General features: G+C 67.5%; 19 protein-coding genes and 1 tRNA gene. 9 read left to right on the top strand and 11 right to left on the bottom strand.

The genetic code is table 11. The features are described from left to right. Positions 1-33: 33 nt before the first annotated feature. Positions 34-1,038 (bottom strand): diacylglycerol/lipid kinase family protein, encoded by a 1,005-nt coding sequence (locus E8P82_RS01020; RefSeq protein WP_136452628.1) that lies wholly within the window; start codon positions 1,036-1,038, stop codon positions 34-36. A gap of 81 nt (positions 1,039-1,119) precedes the next feature. Here E8P82_RS01020 and E8P82_RS01015 point away from each other — a divergent pair, with 81 nt between their 5' ends. From E8P82_RS01015 to E8P82_RS00985, 7 genes are all read left to right on the top strand, one after another. Beyond that, a complete protein-coding gene (locus E8P82_RS01015) occupies positions 1,120-1,902 on the top strand; it encodes an SGNH/GDSL hydrolase family protein (RefSeq protein WP_136452627.1) in 783 nt (260 codons plus the stop codon). Between the two features lie 378 nt (positions 1,903-2,280). Continuing rightward, positions 2,281-2,517 carry a 50S ribosomal protein L28 gene (gene rpmB, locus E8P82_RS01010; protein WP_136452626.1) on the top strand — a complete coding sequence of 79 codons (237 nt, stop codon included), beginning with the start codon at positions 2,281-2,283 and terminating at the stop codon, positions 2,515-2,517. Then, positions 2,517-2,684: a 50S ribosomal protein L33 gene (gene rpmG, locus E8P82_RS01005; RefSeq protein ID WP_136452625.1), complete on the top strand. Its 168-nt coding sequence runs from the start codon at positions 2,517-2,519 to the stop codon at positions 2,682-2,684. The genes rpmB and rpmG overlap by 1 nt, the downstream gene beginning before the upstream one ends. Positions 2,685-2,686: 2 nt before the next feature. After that, positions 2,687-2,992, top strand: a complete 306-nt coding sequence (gene rpsN, locus E8P82_RS01000; RefSeq protein WP_136452624.1) for a 30S ribosomal protein S14 — start codon at positions 2,687-2,689, stop codon at positions 2,990-2,992. A 292-nt stretch (positions 2,993-3,284) separates the two neighbouring features. Further along, positions 3,285-3,563: an HU family DNA-binding protein gene (locus E8P82_RS00995; RefSeq protein ID WP_136452623.1), complete on the top strand. Its 279-nt coding sequence runs from the start codon at positions 3,285-3,287 to the stop codon at positions 3,561-3,563. 165 nt (positions 3,564-3,728) lie between these two features. After that, positions 3,729-5,870, top strand: a complete 2,142-nt coding sequence (locus E8P82_RS00990; RefSeq protein ID WP_136452622.1) for a bifunctional copper resistance protein CopD/cytochrome c oxidase assembly protein — start codon at positions 3,729-3,731, stop codon at positions 5,868-5,870. After that, on the top strand, positions 5,867-7,849 hold the full coding sequence (locus E8P82_RS00985; RefSeq protein WP_136452621.1) for an NHL domain-containing thioredoxin family protein: 1,983 nt from the start codon (positions 5,867-5,869) through the stop codon (positions 7,847-7,849). The genes E8P82_RS00990 and E8P82_RS00985 overlap by 4 nt, the downstream gene beginning before the upstream one ends. A 67-nt stretch (positions 7,850-7,916) precedes the next feature. Here E8P82_RS00985 and E8P82_RS00980 read toward each other — a convergent pair whose 3' ends face one another. The 9 genes from E8P82_RS00980 to E8P82_RS00940 form a co-directional block, all read right to left on the bottom strand. Further along, positions 7,917-8,903: a hypothetical protein gene (locus tag E8P82_RS00980; RefSeq protein WP_136452620.1), complete on the bottom strand. Its 987-nt coding sequence runs from the start codon at positions 8,901-8,903 to the stop codon at positions 7,917-7,919. Positions 8,904-8,929: 26 nt separating this feature from the next. Continuing rightward, positions 8,930-9,310: a hypothetical protein gene (locus E8P82_RS00975; RefSeq protein ID WP_136452619.1), complete on the bottom strand. Its 381-nt coding sequence runs from the start codon at positions 9,308-9,310 to the stop codon at positions 8,930-8,932. 213 nt (positions 9,311-9,523) lie between these two features. After that, complete coding sequence (locus E8P82_RS00970; protein WP_136452618.1) at positions 9,524-10,888, bottom strand: ABC transporter ATP-binding protein; 1,365 nt, start codon at positions 10,886-10,888, stop codon at positions 9,524-9,526. A gap of 30 nt (positions 10,889-10,918) precedes the next feature. Continuing rightward, positions 10,919-11,767, bottom strand: a complete 849-nt coding sequence (locus E8P82_RS00965) for a carbohydrate ABC transporter permease (protein ID WP_136452617.1) — start codon at positions 11,765-11,767, stop codon at positions 10,919-10,921. After that, positions 11,764-12,771 carry a carbohydrate ABC transporter permease gene (locus E8P82_RS00960; protein ID WP_136452616.1) on the bottom strand — a complete coding sequence of 336 codons (1,008 nt, stop codon included), beginning with the start codon at positions 12,769-12,771 and terminating at the stop codon, positions 11,764-11,766. The genes E8P82_RS00965 and E8P82_RS00960 overlap by 4 nt, the downstream gene beginning before the upstream one ends. Further along, entirely contained in the window at positions 12,768-14,081 is a 1,314-nt protein-coding gene (locus E8P82_RS00955; RefSeq protein ID WP_136452615.1) for an extracellular solute-binding protein, read from the bottom strand. The genes E8P82_RS00960 and E8P82_RS00955 overlap by 4 nt, the downstream gene beginning before the upstream one ends. Before the next feature lie 307 nt (positions 14,082-14,388). Then, positions 14,389-14,459, bottom strand: a tRNA-Gly gene (locus E8P82_RS00950). 131 nt (positions 14,460-14,590) lie between these two features. Next, positions 14,591-14,929: a protealysin inhibitor emfourin gene (locus E8P82_RS00945; protein WP_136452614.1), complete on the bottom strand. Its 339-nt coding sequence runs from the start codon at positions 14,927-14,929 to the stop codon at positions 14,591-14,593. Next, complete coding sequence (locus tag E8P82_RS00940; RefSeq protein ID WP_136452613.1) at positions 14,926-15,975, bottom strand: M4 family metallopeptidase; 1,050 nt, start codon at positions 15,973-15,975, stop codon at positions 14,926-14,928. Before E8P82_RS00940 ends, E8P82_RS00945 begins: the two co-directional genes overlap by 4 nt. Before the next feature lie 69 nt (positions 15,976-16,044). Between E8P82_RS00940 and kynA the strand changes: the two genes are divergently transcribed. Both kynA and dcd read left to right on the top strand, forming a co-directional pair. Continuing rightward, positions 16,045-16,899 carry a tryptophan 2,3-dioxygenase gene (kynA, locus tag E8P82_RS00935; protein WP_136452612.1) on the top strand — a complete coding sequence of 285 codons (855 nt, stop codon included), beginning with the start codon at positions 16,045-16,047 and terminating at the stop codon, positions 16,897-16,899. A 45-nt stretch (positions 16,900-16,944) separates the two neighbouring features. Further along, positions 16,945-17,535: a dCTP deaminase gene (dcd, locus tag E8P82_RS00930; protein ID WP_136452611.1), complete on the top strand. Its 591-nt coding sequence runs from the start codon at positions 16,945-16,947 to the stop codon at positions 17,533-17,535. 4 nt (positions 17,536-17,539) lie between these two features. Here the strand turns inward: dcd and E8P82_RS00925 are convergent, their stop codons facing one another. Then, entirely contained in the window at positions 17,540-18,925 is a 1,386-nt protein-coding gene (locus tag E8P82_RS00925) for an MFS transporter (RefSeq protein ID WP_136452610.1), read from the bottom strand. Positions 18,926-19,056 lie beyond the last annotated feature (131 nt).

The following is a 19,056-nucleotide window of genomic DNA, read 5'->3' as shown; positions in this document are numbered from 1 at the left end:
CGGAGCAAGCGGGTCGGATCAGGCTGTGCCCGGTCAGGGTAGGGGATCACTCACGACGGCCGGATCCTTGTAGCCCAGCGGCATCCTCAACCGGAGCGATCTCGGCTTGACCTCGAAGAGCAGATGGGTCGCTGCCCCGAGGGCGTCACCGTCCATCTGGACCTCCAGCGGCTCCCGCAGGGTGACCTCGGCCGTGAGGCACTGGTGGTACTGGAGCGAGGGATCCTTGCCCCTGCCGCGGACGAAGAGCTTGCCGAGAACGGCCAGCCACCCCAGTCGGCCCTTCGGCGCGATGGTCATCAGGTCCATCAGGCCGTCGTCGATCTTCGCTCCCGGAAAGATCTCGAGCCCGCCCATGATCTTCCCGCAGTTACCGCCCATCACACTGCGCAGGCGGCACTCGAAGGGCGCGGCGCCGTCGATCGAGATGGAGGCGTGGGCAGGTTCACCGGGCAGATTCCTGATTCCCGCATCCACGTAGGCGAGCCAGCCGACCCGGTCCTTCAGATCCTCGCGCGTATCGGACATGATGGCGGCGTCGTAGCCGAGCCCGGCCATCACGAGGAAGACCTGCGCGTCCTGTGCGCGGTCCATGGTGAGGTGGACCACATCGATGCTGCGCTCGGTGCCGCGGAAGGCGGCCTCCACGGCGGATGTCGGGTCATCGACGGCGATGTCGAGATTGCGGGCCAGGAGATTCCCGGTCCCCAGTGGCACCAGGGCCATGAGCGTGTCGGTGCCGACGAGCTCCTCCGCGACGCACCGCACAGTGCCGTCTCCTCCGCCCACGATCACGAGATCGACTGCCGCATCGAGTGCCTCACGCACCTGACCCTGGCCCGGGTCCTCCTCCGTGGTCTCCAGGACCAGGGGTGCCTCCCAGCCCTCCTCGGCGGAGAAGCGTTCGACGGCGTCCCGCACGTCGTCGGCGGGGGACTTGGTGGGGTTGATGATCAGCGCTGCGCGGCGGCCACCCGGGCCCGTGCCGGTGTCGGTCCCTGGACCGGTGATCGCCTCGGGGGGAGCGTCAGTGGGCATGATGTCCTTCATACGGGGGCCGGCGGGTGGGCTTCGAGCCTATCCCGTCGGGTGCAGGCGTCGGGTAGTAGTGTTCTCGAGGTGACTTTCACCCGCAGATACGTGGCACTGGGAGACTCCTTCACCGAGGGGGTCGGCGATACGGATCCGGGCTCGCCCAACGGCGTCCGGGGCTGGGCCGATCGCGTCGCGGAGCAGCTGATCCATGCGGATCCGTCCTGGGGTTTCGCCAATCTGGCGATCCGCGGGAAGAAGATGCGCCAGATCCTCGACGAGCAGATCGACGCCGCGCTGGCGCTGGAGCCGAACCTCGTCACCATCTATGCCGGCGCGAACGACATCCTGAGACCGCGCGTCGACATCGACCAGCTGATGGACCGGTACGACGACGGGGTACGCAGACTTCGGGAGTCCGGGGCCGACGTCGTGCTCTTCACCGGTTTCGACGCCTCCGCCTCCGCTGTGTTCGGTACGACCCGCGGGCGTACTGCCATCTACAACGAATTGGTGCGCGAGATCGCCGACCGGCGCGGGGCACTGATCGTGGACTACTGGCGTCTTCGTGAGTTCCAGGACTGGGGCTACTGGGACGTGGACAGGATGCACATGTCCACGGCAGGTCACACGCTCATGGCGGTGCGGGTCCTCGAGGCCATGAGCGCATCGCACCGGATCGACCTTCCCGAACTCGCGGAACGTCCGGCTTTGAGACGGCTCGCGCAGGTACGCGCTGATGCGCAGTGGGCCAGGGAGTACCTCACTCCCTGGGTGGGACGGCGGCTGCGGCGGGTGTCCTCGGGTGACGGGCTCAGTGCGAAGTACCCGGCGCTGGTGCACCCGCGATGGGCCTCGGGCGCCTCCTGACCAGGCACGGGCGCCGGCGCGCCCGCGCCACCCGCCGGCTCCCGCGGCACAGGGACTTCCCATGTATCTCGTAGCGGGGTTTGGCCGCGGCCATGCCTGCCGGTAGCATGGTAGGGCGTTTGGTCGGAGGTCAGCGCGCTCGTCCGTGGACAGGCAGGTGCTCTCCGGCTACCCGCGACTACCTGGAATTCAGGTATGTGCCGGTGGCGACGCCGCGCACCACCTGATCTTCACCGTCTTCCCCGCGGCGAGGTGCTTCGGCAGGTTCTCACCCTGCCAGGTCAACCTCCGGAAAGCTGCAGTAATAACGGTGTCATTACTGGTGGCGGGACGCCCGACAAGTGATTCCGTCACGTTCATCTAATCTGGAGGAGAGTTATGGCAGCCCACTGCCAAGTGACCGGAGCCGAGCCCGGCTTTGGACACAGCATTTCGCACTCGCACCGCCGCAACAAGCGCCGGTTCGACCCCAACATTCAGAAGAAGCGCTACTACGTGCCTTCCCTGCGCCGCAACGTGACCCTGCAGGTCTCGGCCAGGGGCATCAAGACCATCGATGTCCGCGGGATCGAAGCCGTTGTCGCCTCGATCCTCGCGAGAGGAGTGAAGCTCTAGTGGCGAAGGACAGGGACGTACGTCCGATCATCAAGCTGAAGTCCACCGCAGGAACGGGTTTCACCTACGTGACGCGGAAGAACCGTCGCAACAATCCGGACCGTATGGTCCTGATGAAGTACGACCCCAAGATCCGCAAGCACGTCGAATTCCGTGAGGAGCGCTAAGCATGGCCAAGAAGTCAATGATCGCCCGCAACGAGCAGCGCAAGCTCGTCGTCGAGCGCTACGCGGCCAAGCGCCTCGAGCTCAAGAAGACCCTCGTGGACGAGAACGCCACGGATGAAGCCCGTGAGGCTGCACGCCTCGGGCTGCAGAAGCTGCCTCGCAACGCATCGCCGGTGCGACTGCGCAGTCGTGACCAGATCGATGGCCGTCCCCGGGGGACGCTCCAGAAGTTCGGTATCTCGCGCGTCCGGTTCCGCGACATGGCGCACCGTGGCGAGCTGCCCGGCGTGACGAAGTCGAGCTGGTGACAGGCGCGAGCGCTTTCGCCCAGTAGTGGGTGCCGTCGATATGGTCGACGGTGCAGAAGGAGTCGGCAGCCCTCGGGCGGCCGACTCCTTCGTGTCAGTGGCCGTGCCGGGGGCCGGGAGCGGAGCACCGTATCAGCACGCAACCCCGCGAGGCAGGAAATACCGGTATTCACGGCGCAGTGCCGCATGAACACGCGGGAGATACCTGACAAGCTGATAGGTTTTCGAACAGAGGCTTTTCCAACACCGAGAAGAGCTCAATTCCGAAGTCTGACTTCCAGGAGGATCTGACATGGCTAAGAATCGTAGTGAACTTGTTGCCGAGGTAGCAGAGAAGGCCGACACCAGCCAGGCCGCCGTCAACGGCGTCCTCGACGCACTGTTCGAGGTCTTCGCCGAGTCCGTCGCCGCGGACGAGAAGATCACCATCCCCGGGTGGCTGGCGGTGGAGCGCACGAGCCGCGCAGCACGTACCGGACGCAACCCGCAGACCGGCGAGACCATCCAGATCGCCGCAGGCCACAGCGTGAAGCTGACCGCGGGCTCGAAGCTCAAGGCTTCCGCCAAGTAGGTCACGGTGATCCGGAGGACCGCCACCGCTCACGGTGGCGGTCCTCCGTCGTAAGAGCCCACCCCTGTGCTTCATCTGACACGTAGCGGTAGCCGTTGTCGGCGGTACGGACCGACCGATCGGACGACCCCTGGGAATTGGCCCTATTTCTACTCCGGGTAGAGAATGGTGTCCGTGTCCACCACTGCGAAGCAACCGCGTGAGAGGCTTGCCGCGCCCGCGACCGGGCGCTTCATCGGCACCGGTTGGTTGATCGCCGCGGGCCTCGTGGTCCTGGCAGCCCTGATCCTCGGGTTGCTCTACTCGGGCGCTGCCGCAACCCGCCAGCTGGGCGACCCCGGAGCACTGACCCGCTGGGGACTGCCCGTGGCGAAGACCCTCAACAACACCGCGGCCGCCGGGACCATCGGTGCCCTCGTGTTCGCGGTCGTCATGCTCCCGCGGAGGATCGGCGCGGTGGGCCGCAAGCCGCACAAGGATGCGGCCGAGCATCCCGCGTTCTCGCGGGCGGTACTCCTGGCCTCCGTCTCGGCGGTCGCCTGGACCCTGGGGGCACTCGGCGTGCTGGTGTTCACCTACTCGGACGCCGCGGGTCTGCCCCTGAGTTCGGATCCGACCTACACCGAGGGCCTGGCAGCCTTCCTGACCGACTTCTCCACCGGGCGCGCCTGGCTGGTCACCTCGATCGTCGCCGCGCTCCTCGCGACCATACTGTTCGGGGTGCGCTCCCAGATCGGACTGGCGCTCGGACTGGTCCTGGCGCTGCTGAACCTGCTCCCCATGGCGCTGGTGGGCCACTCCGCCAGCGGCGACGACCACAACGCCGCGGTGAACTCGATCGCGCTGCATCTGGTGGGCGTATGCCTGTGGGCGGGCGGAATCATCGCCCTCGCCATGGTGAGCGGGAGACTCGGCGACCAGACGCTCCCCGTGCTCAAGCGCTTCTCGGCGCTGGCGGGGTTCGCCTTCGTCCTCGTGGTCGCGTCCGGTGTGATCAACGCCAGCCTCAGGATCACCGATCTCGCGCAGCTCGGCTCCCCGTGGGGGCTGCTCGTGACCTTCAAGACCATCGCCACCCTGCTCCTCGGCGGGATCGGCTGGATGCACCGCCAGTGGATCATCCCCCAGCTCGAGGCCCCGGCGGGATCGGCTGCATCAGGGCTCTCGGCACGTCGTGTCCTCTGGCAGTTCATCGCCGTCGAGCTCGTGGTCATGGCTGCCGTGTTCGGCGTGGCCGGAGCGCTCGGACGTACCGCGCCGCCCCGGGCGGAGGTGCTGCCCGCCGAGGCCGGACCGGCACGCATCCTCACGGGGTACGACCTGCCGCCCGAGCCCGTCCTCTCCCGGTGGCTCACGGAATGGCGCCCGGACTGGCTGTGGATCGCCGTCGCGCTGACCCTCGGCATCGCGTACGTGCTCGGTGTACTCAAGCTGCGTCGCCGCGGCGACTCCTGGTCGATCCTCAGACTCCTCAGCTGGCTGACCGGACTGCTCCTGCTGACCTACTTCACCTCGGGTGCGCCTGCTGTCTACGGCATGGTGCTCTTCAGCGCCCACATGATCGATCACATGGCGCTGACCATGGTGGTGCCGCTGTTCCTGGTCCTCGGCGCGCCGGTGACGCTCGCCCTGAAGGCGCTCAGTGCGCGCCGGGACGGCACGCGGGGCATCCGCGAGTGGATCCTCGCCATCGTCCACTCCTGGCCGTCCAGGATCATCACACACCCCCTCTTCGCCGCCGGTAACTTCGTGGCCTCCATCATCGTCTTCTATTATTCGCCGCTGTTCGGTTTCGCGCTGCGCGAGCATGTGGGACACGAGCTGATGATCACGCACTTCCTCATCACCGGGTACATCTTCGTGCTGTCGATGATCGGCTCCGATCCCGTGCCGTACCGCGCTCCGTACCCCCTGAGGATCCTGCTGCTCTTCGCGACCATGGCCTTCCACGCGTTCTTCGGCGTCGCGCTCATGGGCTCGACATCCCTCCTCCAGGCGTCCTGGTTCGGCAACATGGGCCGTGAGTGGGGCGGCTCCGCGCTCGCCGACCAGCAGGTCGGAGGGGCTGTCACCTGGGGCGTCGGGGAGCTTCCCACACTCCTGCTCGCCATCGGTGTCGCTGTCATGTGGTCCCGGTCCGACGCACGGGAGACGAAGCGGAAGGACCGTGCGGCGGACAGGAATAACGACGCCGAGCTCGCCGCTTACAACAGCATGTTCACCGACCTCGCAGCGCGGGACGTCGGACCCCGGGCCCCCCGGACGCAGCCCGCTGCGCGGGCCACCACAGCAGGAGACGATGAATGACCGAAACCACTGTGCGCACCGGATACCGGGTGCGCGGTTCAGCCCTGACCGGCCGTAACTGGCTCAACACGGGAGGCAGGCAACTTCAGCTCGAGGACCTGCGCGGGAAGATCGTCATCCTCGACTTCTGGACGTTCTGCTGCATCAACTGCCTGCACGTCCTCGACGAACTGCGGCCGCTCGAGCAGCAGTACCCGGACGTCCTGGTCACCGTGGGGGTGCACTCCCCGAAGTTCGAGCACGAGGCCGATCCCGCAGCCCTTGCCTCGGCGGTGGAACGCTACGACATCGACCATCCGGTCCTGGACGATCCGCAGCTGGGCACCTGGGCGGCCTACACGGCCCGCGCCTGGCCCACCCTCGTGGTGATCGATCCCGAGGGCTACATCGTGGCGCACCTCTCCGGAGAGGGGCATGCGGCAGGTCTCACCTCGCTGGTCGCCGAACTCGTCGCCGAGCACGAGGCCAAGGGGACGCTGCACCGTGGGGACGGCCCCTACGTGCCGGCCGCCGGCACAGCCGGGACCCTGAAGTTCCCCGGGAAGCTCCTCGCCATGCCGGACTCCGGCACCTTCCTCGTGGGTGATACCGGGCACCACCGACTCGTCGAGCTGGAAGCGGACCTGACCACCGTACGGCGCACCATCGGGTCGGGGGCCAGGGGCCACGCCGACGGCGGGCCCTCCGAGGCCCGCTTCAACGAACCGCAGGGGCTCACGCTGCTTCCCGCGGCACTCGCCGCAGAGGTGGGGTACGACGTCGTCGTCGCCGATTCCGTGAACCACCGGCTCCGCGGCGTCGAGCTGGCCACCGGTGAGGTCACCACGCTCGCCGGCAACGGGACGCAGCGACTCCTCGACGCAGGCAACCACACGCGGGCCGGGCTGCAGGAGAACGCCCGTGAGGTGGGTGCCGAGAGCGAGTCGCCGCGCCTGACCGAGACACACCTCGGGGATGACGCGCTGGACGTCTCGCTCTCCTCGCCGTGGGACGTGGTGTACTCGTCCGTCCTGGAGCGCGTGGTCGTGGCGATGGCCGGCACGCACCAGCTGTTCAGCTACGACCCGCGCACCCGTGCCATCGACGTCCTCGCCGGGACCGGGCTGGAGGGACTGCTGGACGGCGATGCCTCCGCCGCGTGGTTCGCCCAGCCCTCCGGGCTCGTCGAGGACGCCGACGGTACTCTGTGGGTGGCCGATTCGGAGACCTCGGCCGTGCGCTCGCTGACCTTCAGTGAGACCGACGGGCGTATCCGGACACAGGTGCACACCGTCATCGGGACCGGCTTGTTCGACTTCGGGTTCCGCGACGGTGACGCGGAGCAGGCACGACTGCAGCACCCGCTGGGCGTGACCGCGCTTCCCGACGGGTCGATCGCCATCGCCGACACCTACAACGGAGCCGTCCGCCGATACGATCCTGCGACGCGCCAGGTCTCCACCCTCCTGCGCGGTCTCTCGGAGCCCTCCGACGTGCTCGTGGATGTGGGCCCGGTGGCGGGCGGCGGGGATCCCCTGCTCATCGTCGTCGAGGCGAACAGTCATCAGCTGGTGCGGGCTCCGCTGCCCCGGGAAGCGCTCGCGGTCGACGAGGGGGCATCCCGGACGCAGCGACCCACGACGGCGGTGGCCGACGGGCCGCTGGCGCTCACGGTCCGCTTCACCGCGCCCAGCGGACAGAAGCTCGACGACCGCTGGGGTGATCCCACGCAGCTGGCGATCAGTGCCTCCCCGGAGTCGCTCATCGTCTCCGGCGGCGGGACCTCACAGGGGCTGACGCGCGAGCTCGTGCTCTCACCGGAGGCGGGCGACGGCGTGCTGCACATCACCGCACGGGCGGCCTCCTGCGACGGCGAGCCGGGCGGGGAGATCCCCGACCACGCCGCCTGCCATCTGTACCAGCAGGACTGGGGGATCCCGGTGTCCGTCACCGAGGACGGCGAGAGCGCCCTGACGCTGGACCTGCGCGGCCTGGACTGAGGCTCCTGGCCGCTCCGGAGGGAAGGACGACCCGGACTCCGACGACGGAGCCCGGGTTCGCATGGGCTCAGTCGTCGACGATGGGGGTCACGGTGACCGCGTTCCCCGTGACCGTCAGGTCCGCTTCGAACTGGTAGGCGATCGATTCGGAGATATCGGTCTCGGCGCCGGAGAAGTAGTCGCGGAACGTCGTCTCCAGCCGGGCCGAGCCCTCGAGGGGAGCCAGGGCCCAGCCGCCGTCCTCCGCCATGATGGTCACCGATGGGTACTCCTCGATGGTCCATACGACGTCGGCGGCCACCGGCTCGGTGGTGACGTAGGCGAAGGGACAGCCGGTCGGCTGGAAGACCGCCTGGGCGGCGCAGGAGTCGAGGAACGCATGCACGCGGTCGGTCACGGCCTGCTCCAGCTCTGGCGTGGTCGTGGTGGCGAGGTCCAGCTGCGCCGGGGTATCGCCGGAGCCCGTCACGACGGCCTGCTGCTGCGGGGAGGTGAGATACGGGCCGCTGACCTGTGCGGTGACGATCGCCGGGTAGAACGATGCGAGATCGGTCGCGCCGTCCCCGAGTCCGACGTCCATGCCATTGACCGTCGCCATATCGAGGGTCGGCGCCGAGATCCTGAGCGTCGGCAGCGTCGTCCGCGTGAACTCCCAGACGTCGAAGACACCCCACGTGGTCCCCGTCTGCTCCAGCTCGAAGAGCGTGGTCTGCGCTGCGCCGTCGAGCTGGTAGCTGACCGGGACCTCCACCCGGTCCGCACCGGTGTCCCGGGCATCCTGCACCTCGATGTCCTCGAGGGGTGCACTCGCCGCACGCAGAGCATCGCCGTCGAGCAGGCTCGGATCGACGCCTTCGGGAACAGCTGCGTCCAGCAGACCCAGGGCCTGCCCGCCGTCGCCCTCCTGCAGTGCTCCGAGGTAGCGCTCCACGCGGTGCTCGGGGCTGTAGAGCCGCGAGTTCATGGCGGCCACGAGCGCGCTGCAGCAGGCCACGATCAGCAGGATGGCCAGCACCCAGGCTGCGAGAACCTTCACGACCGGGCTTGTCTGCACGCCTCAACGGTACCGGCTGGAGGGACTCAGCCGGGCAGGAAGCCCACCAGTACCCCGAGGACCGCGAGGCAGAGGCCCACGACGGCGAGGCCGCGGGTGCCCCGATAGGGTGCCCGGAGCGAGAAGGTGACGGGTCTGCGGACGTGGAAGTAGATGCCGATCTCCTCGCCCGACGGAGGAGGATCAGGCCTGGCAGTGCCCCTGGGTTCCACCTGGCCGGACCACAGCGCCTCGATGATCCGGTACCGGTGGTCGTGCCACCGCAGGTAGGCGTGGCCCTCGTGCTCGAAGCTGATGGCGTGCGTGCTGATCCACGAGCCGTAGATGAGCCGGATCGCCACCGCTGCCAGGAGGAGGCCCACACCGAGGGCCGTGAGAGTCGAACTGATGATCTCCAGCGCGATCATGCGTGAGCGCCCTGCAGGGCCACCCGCTCCGGCACAGCCGGCCCCGGAGTTAGGGGATCCGCCGGGATCTGCCCGGCGGCGTCGCGTTCACCCATGGGGGCCAGCCTACACAGCAGGACCGGCACCCGTTCGGCGGTGCCGTTCCTGCTGTGTGTCCTCCTGCGCCTCGCCTCATGCCCGTCGGACCCCGCAGGCGCAGGGTCGGCGCGCGGGTCAGCCGGCGGTGTGCTTCCCGCCCGCCGCAGTGGCACCCGAGGACCGCGGTGCACCGGCCTGGACAGTGGCGGCGGGCCGGCCCGAGGTCGTCTGCTCACCCGTCCCGGATCCGCGCTCCTCGTCGGCCTGCTGGGCCGTTGCGATCTCCTCGGCGCGTTCCTCGTTGGCCTCGCGCGTGAGTTGGGCGCCCGCCTCGGCGTCCCGCGTCAGGTTCTCCCCGCTCTCCGCGTCGAACAGGTGGAGCTTGCGGGTATCGAGCCAGATCTCCGCTTCCCGCCCTCCGCGGATGCGGCTGGCCGCGTCCAGGGTGACGACGATCTGCGGACGCAGCTCATCGGCGTCCATCTCACGGGCGAGACTGTTCAGCACGTCCCGCATCTCGGGCGCGGGATCGAAATTGATGTATCCGTACTGCTCGTTGCCGAGCCACTCGGTATGCGTCAGGGTCGCCGTGAAGGTGGTTCCGTTGGCGTGCTTGTGGTCCTCCACCAGCTTGGCGTCCTCGAAGAACTCGGGGCGCAGGCCCACGAGTACCACCTTCCTGCCCGCCGCCTTCTCGGCCTTCGATGCCGGGATCTCGAGGTCACCGAGTGAGGTGTGCAGCGTGTTCCCCTCGATGGTCGCCGGCAGGAAATTCATCGAGGGAGAGCCGATGAACCCCGCGACGAAGAGATTGACGGGCTGCTCGTAGAGCTCGCGTGGCGAGGCGATCTGCTGGAGCTCACCCTTCTTGAGCACCGCTACGCGGTCGCCGAGGGTCATAGCCTCGGTCTGGTCGTGCGTGACGTACACCGAGGTGATGCCCAGCCGACGCTGCATCTGGGAGATCTCCGAGCGCATCTGCCCGCGCAGTTTGGCATCGAGGTTGGAGAGGGGTTCGTCGAACAGGAACGCGTCCGCCTGACGGACGATCGCCCTGCCCATCGCGACGCGCTGGCGCTGGCCGCCCGAGAGATTCGCGGGCTTGCGCTGCAGGTGCTCCGTGAGCTCGAGCGTGGAGGCAGCATCCGTGACCAGCCTGTTCACCTCGTCCTCCGAGTGCTTGCCCTTGGCCAGGCGCAGGGGGAAGGCGATGTTCTCGTACACGGTGAGGTGCGGGTAGAGGGCGTAGTTCTGGAACACCATCGCCAGATTTCGGTCACGCGGAGCCTTCTCGTTGACTCTCTCGCCGTTGATCAGCAGATCACCGTCGGTGATGTCCTCGAGCCCCACGATCATGCGCAGCAGGGTGGACTTCCCACAGCCGGAGGGGCCGACGAGGATGATGAACTCGCCGTCGGCGATGTCGATGCTGATGTCGTTGACGGCGGGGAAGCCGTCCCCGTACTTCTTGACCAGGTTGTTGAGGGTGATTGAAGCCATGGTGCGAATCCTTTACTTGAACCGGGGGCGTTAGCCCTTGACGGCGCCGGAGGTCAGGCCCGAGACGATCTGGCGTTGGAAGAGGAGAACGAGCAGGACCACGGGGATGGTGACGATGATCGCCGCTGCCGAGATCGCGCCGGTGGGCGCCTCGAACTGGGATGCTCCCGTGAAGAACGCCAGGGCCGCCGGAACGGGTCTCGCCGTCTCCGTGGAGGTCAGGGAGATCCCGTAGACGAAGTCGTTCCACGCGATGAAGAAGGCGATGATCGCCGTCGTGAAGACGCCGGGCGCGGCCAGGGGCACGATCGCCTTGCGGAAGGCCTGCCACGACGTCGCACCGTCCACCTGTGCTGCCTGCTCGAGCTCCCACGGGATCTGCCGGAAGAACGCGGCGAGGGTCCAGATGGAGATCGGGAGAGTCAGTGACAGGTACGGGATGATCAGTCCGAGCCACGTGTCGTAGAGACCGATGGTCCGCCAGAGGTTGAACAGTGGCGTGACGATCGAGATGACGGGGAAGATCGAGACTGCCAGCGCCGTGGTGAGAACCAGACCCTTCCCGGGGAAGTCCAGCCGGGCGATGGCGTAGGCGCACAGTGTGGCCAGGACGACGGCGATGAACGTGGCGATCAGCGAGATGCCGATCGAGTTGCGCAGTGCCGAGAGGAAGAGTCCCTGTGCGTTGCCGACGAGGATCTGCTCGTAGTTCGATGTGGTTGCCTGCCCCGACGTCGGCAGGAACGTGCCGCTCGTCAGATCGCTCGGGGCCTTGAACGAGGTGGCCAGGATCGATGCCACGGGAAAGAGCGCGTACAGGAGCACGAGGACCGTGACGATGGCCCAGAGGACCTTGTTCTTGGTGCTGGAGTTCGTCATCCTTTTCCTCCCTGGGTGCCGGCGAGATCGACCTTGAACAGTTTGATCGCGACGAAGCTGATGATCAGGACACACAGGAAGAGCAGGACGGAGACCGCCGAGCCCAGGCCGATCTCCAGCCTACTGATCGATTGTCGGTACGCGAGCAGCGAGAGGACCTCGGTGCCGTATGCGCCGTTGGTCATGATGAACACGTTGTCGAAGATCCGGAAGGCGTCCAGCGCCCGGAAGAGGACCGCGACCATGATCGCAGCCTTCATGTTCGGGATGATGACCTTGCGCATCTGCTCCCACCAGGTGGCGCCGTCGACCTTCGCGGCTTCGCTGAGCTCGTCGGGTACCTGCGCCAGACCGGCCAGCAGGAGCAGGGAGATGAACGGGGTGGTCTTCCAGATCTCGGAGGCCATGATCACGAACAGGGCGGTGCCTGTCTGGGCGAACCAGTTCAGGTTCTCGTCGATGCCGGGCAGCCAGTCGAACCACGAGTTCACATAGCCCGAGTTGATGTCGAAGGCGTAGAACCAGGCGAACGCCGAGACGACGGTGATGATGCCGTACGGCACCAGGATCGCTGTCCGGAGCACCCCCCTGACGGACTTCAGGGCCTTGTTCATCACGAGGGCCAGGGCGAAGCCGAGGACGAGTTCCACGGCCACGGTGATGACGGTGATCAGGAGTGTGGTGCCGAGATCTCGCCACCACACGGAATCGGTGAGGATGACCCCGTAGTTGCCGAGCCCGACGAACTGCCGCTCGTCGGGTGCGGTCAGGCGGAACTGGAACAGGGACTCGTAGGTGGCCTGCAGGATCGGGTACAGCGTGACGAGCAGCATGACCACGAAGGCCGGACCTGCAAGGAGCCAGCCGAGGCGACGTTCGGCCCGGGCCCGCTCGCTGTACTGCTTCGGGGCCTTCTTCCCCGGCGTCGACCGGGTCTCGACACTCGGCGTCGAATCGGGAGAGCTGGTGGGATTTGCCGGTGGAGCGGGTACGGCGGAGGTCATAGCAGCCTCTCTCCTCGTAGGACAGCGGTGATGAAATCGGTGGATTGCTCCGGAGTGGTCTCGGGGTCCACCTCGGACGGCGGAGCCCAGAGCTGCTGGATCCCCGTCGACACCTCGTTGTAGAACGGGGTCTGCGGACGTGGTGCGGCATCCTGCAGGGAGTCGCGGATGACCGGAGCCATCGGGAAGGAGTCCGCGATACGCGGATCCTCGTAGGCCTCGGTGTTGGACGGCGGATTGCCGTTGGTGACGAAGTACTCCGCCTGGTTCTCGACGGACACGATGCACTGGACGGCCTCGTACGCCAGCTCGGGGTTGTCGCTCTCGGCACCCACACCGAGGTCGATGCCACCGAGGGGAGCGGCCGCTGACTCGTCGTCGTAGACGCGGGGGTAGATGCTCCAACCGATGTCGTCGAGGACGGCCTCGTCGAGAGTGCCTGCGTCCACGGCTCCGACGGTGGCGGGCCAGACGAAGGGGTAGTTGACCATGAACGAACCCGCATCACTCTGGAAGAGGTCGAGGGAGGCGTTCTCGTTCTGTGTCGCGAGTCCCGGCCCGCCCAGGCCTTCCTCACCGATGGTGGAGATGATCCGCGCGGCTTCGCGTCCTGCATCGGAGACGAGGTCGAGCTCGATCTCGTCGGCCGGGGCCTCCGGATTGGTGACGATCGACCCGCCCGCGGACTCGACCAGGGCGTTCACCCACACCGTCATCGACTCCGCCTGGGCGCCCTGTACCCCGAGGTCCTTGTCCTGGGATTCTGCGGCGTCCATGATCTGGTCCCAGGTGACCGGTGCCGACATGTCCAGGCCCGCAGCCTCGGCCACCGACTCCCGGTACCAGAGGATCTGCGTGTTCGCCCAGAACGGTACGGCGACGAGTTCGTCCCGCCACGTGGCCCCGGCCAGTGCACCCTCGACGACGTTCTCGGTGGTGGCTGCTGCGACGTCGTCGGGCACCGGGGCGAGGAAGCCTGCCAGTTCGGGGACGAACGGCGGGTCGAGGCTCATGATATCGAGGGAGGAGTCCCCCGCTGCGAGGCGGCGAGCGAGCTGTTCGCGCTGGGAGGCGGCATCACTGGGCAGCAGCGACGTCTCGATGCTGTAGCGCCCGTCCGATTCGGCGGTGCATCTCTCGGCGATGGCGGCCTGGCCTCCGGCATCCGGGTTGATGTACCAGGTGAGGGTGTTGTCGGACGCCGCGGGCCCGCACCCACTCATCAGCAGCGTTCCGGCCAGGACGCCCGCCACGACGGCGGCGTGTCGGCGGTTCTTCACCGCATTCTGTGTTCTTCGACTGGTCGGCATTCGCACCGAGCCTCCACATCTTCGTAGACAACCCGGCCGCGGATCCGATTGGACCGACAGCCCGGGCTAACGTGCTTTTGACCATATGCCCTGAGGCCGCGATTCGCTAGACAGCAGCCATCGAGCCCTCGACCAGGGGAGTCCACCACATGAAGGGAAGGGCATCGCCACCACAGGGGTGCTGGAGCGGTGAGGCCAGCGGCAGGCCGGTCGGGAGACCGCGGAGGACGCGCCCGCATCGATCGGCATCCAATGGCATCGATCGCCGGCGGAGGTACAGCAGATATACATCGGAAGTACACGAGGGAGCGGGCGACGGGAATCGAACCCGCGTATCGAGCTTGGGAAGCTAGCGCTCTACCATTGAGCTACGCCCGCAGCGGGACCGTCCGGGTCATCGCCCGCCAGTCCCTGTGGAACAACGAGATCGAGCCTACCCCACCCCCAGCCGGGCTCAAACACAACTCCACCCACCGCAGTGGTATCGCCTTCGCAGGACGACAGCCGTCCTACGCCTGGGCCCCGGGGTCGCGGACGGCGTCGGTCCCGGCAGTGCCCGGCTCGACGCTCGACGGTGGGTCCTCCGGCGTGGCAGGCACCGCTGCCGCTCGCGCCCGGTCGATCAGTTCCCGCCAGGGTTCCTCGAGCCGGCTCTCGGGCAGGTGGACCTCGGTGTAGCCGATGGTGATGCGGTAGGTGAAGCGGTCACGCTCGTCCCCCGGAACGGGAGGGACTTCGGCTTCGGCGAGGGGAAGCCACCGCTGCTCGGCCTCGGCGCTGCTGACGTCGACGGTCCAGGTCCGCGTGAGTCCACCGACGCCGCCGGATCGGGCGATCTCGATCCTCACACCGGGACACCCACCCGGGTCCACGCTCCGGCGACGGCCCCGGCCTCGCGGCTCCCGGCCCCGAAGCGCTGCACCGCGGCGTCGTGCGTGGTTCCGGCGAAGGTGCGGAAGTCGCAGTCGGTCAGGACACTGCCGCTGACGACGGCGTCGTACCAGATGCGCCCCGCGCCTTCCCACGCAGGCCCGCCGAGCGCTGTCGCCGCGAGGTAGAACGCGTGGTTGGGGATGCCGGAGTTGATGTGCACGCCGCCGTTGTCGGAGGACGTCTCCACGTAGTCGGCCATGGTGGCCGGCTGCGGGTCCTTGCCGAGGACGTCGTCGTCGAATGCCGTGCCCGGCGCCTTGAGCGAGCGCAGTGCCTCTCCCTCCACCTGGTCGGTGAAGATGCCCTTGCCCACGAGCCAGGAGGCGGTCTCTGCCGGCTCACCGAGCAGCCGCTGCTCCACCAGCACACCGAAGACGTCCGAGAGCGACTCGTTGAGCGCCCCTGACTGGCCCTGGTACTCCAGATTCGTGGAGTACTGCGTGAAGCCGTGGGTCAGCTCGTGGCTGATGACGGTGAGCGACGCCGTGAAGCGGGTGAAGATCTCACCGTCACCGTCGCCGAACACCATCTGTTCGCCGTCCCAGAAGGCGTTGTCGTAGTTCATCCCGTAGTGGACCGTGGCATGCAGGGCCTTGCCCATCCCGTCGACCGAGCTCCGTCCGTACTCCTCGCTCAGGAGCGCATAGGTGGCGCCGAGCCCCTCGTAGGCTTCATCGGCGGCGAGGTCGCCCGTGGCAGTGGCACCCTCCTCGCGGAGCAGAGTCCCGGGCAGCTCCTCCCGGGTACCGGCGTCGTGGATGCGCCGGTGCAGTGTGCCGACGACCGCGCCGCCCCGGCGGACCGGCGCACTCAGAGCCTCGGCGCGATTCTGCAGAACGGGGTCCAGCTCGACCAGCGCATGGCGTGCGGCCCGGGAGGCCAGGGCGAGCTGCGGATCGCCGAGCCCGGCGATCCGGTCCAGCAGGTACGGGGGGACGATACTGCAGTGGATCCGCGGCATGGGGGCCTCCTTCGCTGTGTCCCACCGTAGACCCACCGGCCGACGAATCACGGCACGTAGGCTTGGTCCATGAGCGTGGAGCGGAACACCCGCAGGCTGGAGCAGGGCATCGAGCGGGATTTCTCGGACAAGATGAGCTACGGCTCCTATCTGGAGCTGGACCGGCTGCTGGACGCGCAGCGGCCCGTGAGCTCCCCCGAGCACCACGACGAGATGCTGTTCATCATCCAGCACCAGACCTCGGAGCTGTGGCTCAAACTCGTCCTCCACGAACTCCGTGCGGTGCGCCTGAAGCTGCAGGCGGACGATCTCCGGGCCGCCATGAAGGGCATTGCCCGCATCAAGCACATCCAGCGTTCGCTCACCGAGCAGTGGTCGGTGCTGGCTACCCTCACACCCTCCGAGTACGCGGAGTTCCGCGGTGACCTCGGCTCCTCGAGCGGCTTCCAGTCCTACCAGTACCGTGCGGTGGAGTTCCTGCTCGGCAACAAGAACGCTGCCATGATCGAGGTCTTCGATGCCGATCCCACCGCGCAGGCCCTGCTGCGCGAACTGCTCGGGCAGAGCAGCATCTACGACGAGTTCATCGCCCTGCTCGCCCGCCGGGGGTATCGCATTCCCCAGGCCCTGCTGGATCGCGACGTCAGCACGGCCCACGAGTTCTCGCCCGAGCTCGTCGCCGTGTACAAGGAGGTGTACGAGGACGCGGCGGGCCACTGGGACATCTACGAGGCGTGCGAGGAGCTGGTGGATCTCGAGGACAACTTCCAGCTGTGGCGCTTCCGGCACCTCAAGACCGTTGCGCGGACCATCGGGTTCAAGACCGGCACGGGCGGTTCGTCCGGCGTCGGCTTCCTCCAGCGGGCCCTGGAACTGACCTTCTTCCCCGAACTCTTCGCGGTCCGCACCGAGATCGGCCGCTGACCACAGGGCTCAGGAGGGTCGCGGGTGGGCTGGTAGCTTTGGACGGTGCTGATCTCAGACCGTGACATCCGGGCGGACATCGCCGCCGGGCGCATCATCCTGGACCCCTTTGACCCGGCGATGGTGCAACCCTCGAGCGTGGATGTCCGGCTCGACCGCTACTTCCGGCTCTTCGACAACCACAAGTACGCGCACATCGATCCGGCGGAGGACCAGCCGGAGCTCACGCGCCTGGTCGAGGTAGCAGCCGACGAACCGTTCATCCTGCACCCTGGCGAATTCGTCCTCGGCTCCACCTACGAGACCGTGACCCTGCCGCACGATGTGGCTGCGCGCCTCGAGGGCAAGTCCTCGCTGGGGCGCCTGGGCCTGCTGACGCACTCCACGGCGGGCTTCATCGACCCCGGGTTCTCGGGTCATGTGACCCTGGAGCTGTCCAACATGGCCACCCTGCCCATCAAGCTGTGGCCCGGGTCGAAGATCGGCCAGCTGTGCTTCTTCAGGCTCACCTCCCCGGCGGAGCACCCCTACGGGTCAGGAACGTACGGCAACCGCTACCAGAACCAGCGGGGCCCGACGGCGTCGCGCAGCCACCTGAACTTCCATCGCACCGACATCTCCGCCCCCGCTACCTGAGGCTTCAGGCCACCGGCAGGACCGCGCGGTCGACCTGTGCGGGCGGCTTCACCGGCAGCAGCAGGATCAGGCCGGCGAGCAGGACCACGAGGATCCCGATGACGCCGTAGAGCTGGGAGCCGAAGATGCCGATACTCACGGCGAAGAGCGTGGGGGCCAGGAAACTCACGGCGCGGCCGGTGGTCGCGTAGAGACCGAAGAGTTCGCCCTCCCCGCCCACGGGCGCGAGGCGCGCGAGGAAGGCACGCGACGACGCCTGCGCCGGCCCCACGAACAGCGTCAGGAGCAGGCCGAAGACCCAGAACGTGGTGTCCGAGGTCCACTCCAGCCCGAAGAAGGAGTACGTTCGGGTGCCGAGCAGGAGAATCGCCGACCCGGCCACCAGCAGCCCGATCAGCGACGCGATGATGACCCGCTTGGGGCCGAGCCGATCGTCGAGGAAGCCACCGATCACCGCACCCGCGGCAGCGATGACGTTGGCGGCGATCGCGAAGACGATCACGAGGCTCGTCGAGAAGCCGAAAGCGCCCGCAGCGAGGACCCCGCCGAAGGTGAAGACGGCGGCGAGCCCGTCGCGGAAGATGGCACTGGCGAGCAGGAAGTAGATGGTGTGCGGGCTCTGCCGGTACATCTGCCGGACACGCCGCAGGAGCAGACCGTAGGAGGCCAGGAACCCGAGCCGGGCAGCGGCGGTGCTGCGCGGGAGCTCCGGGATGGTGAACAGCACCGGGAGCGCGAACACCGCGAACCAAAGGGCTGAGAAGACAGCGACGAGCCGGATGTTCAGTCCGTTGTCACTGGAGGCCCCGAACCAGTCGACCACCGGTGAGATGAAGACCAGCAGCACCACCACGAGCGCGACGATGCCCCCGACATAACCCATGGCCCAGCCGAACCCGCTCACGCGCCCTATGGTCGACGGCGTCGAGATCTGGCTCAGCATGGCGTTGTAGTTGACTCCGGCGAACTCGAAGAAGATGTTCGCGGCCGCGATGAGTCCCACTCCGAGGACGAGCAGTTGCGGGTTGGGGAGGACGAAGAAGCACAGGCCGGTCAGGACGACGACGAAGAGGGTGTTGACCCCGAGCCACCGCTTCCGCCGTCCGCCGGTATCCGAGCGCTGGCCTGTGATGGGAGCCAGGAGCGCGATCAGCAGCCCGGCGGCTGCGAGGCCCCAGCCGAGCACCTGCGAGGTGCGTGCCTCATCGCCGAACGCCTCGGAGGTCAGATATACCGTGAAGACGAAGGTGGTCATGACGGCGTTGAAGGCCGCCGAGCCCCAGTCCCACGAGGCCCAGGCCAGCACCGGCCTGCTGAGGATCCGCCCGGAGCCCACAGCCGGGCCGGGTGCTTCGGCAGGAGTGCCCGGACCCTGCTGATGCGTACTCATAGGGTGATGCTAGTCGTGCAGGACAGGCATGGTACCTGTTCGCCCTCCCCGGCAGGAACGCGTCATGAATACCGCGTCATGGATGCAGTGTCGTGGCGGTCCCGCCGATAGACTTCGACAGCCCGACCATC

The sequence above is a fragment of the Arthrobacter echini genome (assembly GCF_004803505.1).
GTDB lineage: Bacteria > Actinomycetota > Actinomycetes > Actinomycetales > Micrococcaceae > Arthrobacter_D > Arthrobacter_D echini.
Note: the sequence above shows the minus strand (reverse complement) of the source record. Positions and strands in the feature narration are given on the sequence as shown.

Excerpts from the sequence above, each read along its gene's own strand:
- rpsN (WP_136452624.1), top strand. The coding sequence starts at position 2,687 with ATGGCCAAGAAGTCAATGATCGCCCGCAACGAGCAGCGCAAGCTCGTC.
- E8P82_RS00990 (WP_136452622.1), top strand. The coding sequence starts at position 3,729 with ATGGTGTCCGTGTCCACCACTGCGAAGCAACCGCGTGAGAGGCTTGCC.
- rpmB (WP_136452626.1), top strand. The coding sequence starts at position 2,281 with ATGGCAGCCCACTGCCAAGTGACCGGAGCCGAGCCCGGCTTTGGACAC.
- E8P82_RS00925 (WP_136452610.1), bottom strand. The coding sequence starts at position 18,925 with ATGAGTACGCATCAGCAGGGTCCGGGCACTCCTGCCGAAGCACCCGGC.
- E8P82_RS01020 (WP_136452628.1), bottom strand. The coding sequence starts at position 1,038 with ATGCCCACTGACGCTCCCCCCGAGGCGATCACCGGTCCAGGGACCGAC.
- E8P82_RS00965 (WP_136452617.1), bottom strand. The coding sequence starts at position 11,767 with ATGACGAACTCCAGCACCAAGAACAAGGTCCTCTGGGCCATCGTCACG.
- kynA (WP_136452612.1), top strand. The coding sequence starts at position 16,045 with ATGAGCGTGGAGCGGAACACCCGCAGGCTGGAGCAGGGCATCGAGCGG.
- E8P82_RS00960 (WP_136452616.1), bottom strand. The coding sequence starts at position 12,771 with ATGACCTCCGCCGTACCCGCTCCACCGGCAAATCCCACCAGCTCTCCC.
- E8P82_RS00955 (WP_136452615.1), bottom strand. The coding sequence starts at position 14,081 with ATGCCGACCAGTCGAAGAACACAGAATGCGGTGAAGAACCGCCGACAC.
- E8P82_RS00970 (WP_136452618.1), bottom strand. The coding sequence starts at position 10,888 with ATGGCTTCAATCACCCTCAACAACCTGGTCAAGAAGTACGGGGACGGC.
- E8P82_RS00940 (WP_136452613.1), bottom strand. The coding sequence starts at position 15,975 with ATGCCGCGGATCCACTGCAGTATCGTCCCCCCGTACCTGCTGGACCGG.
- E8P82_RS00985 (WP_136452621.1), top strand. The coding sequence starts at position 5,867 with ATGACCGAAACCACTGTGCGCACCGGATACCGGGTGCGCGGTTCAGCC.
- E8P82_RS00995 (WP_136452623.1), top strand. The coding sequence starts at position 3,285 with ATGGCTAAGAATCGTAGTGAACTTGTTGCCGAGGTAGCAGAGAAGGCC.
- E8P82_RS00975 (WP_136452619.1), bottom strand. The coding sequence starts at position 9,310 with ATGATCGCGCTGGAGATCATCAGTTCGACTCTCACGGCCCTCGGTGTG.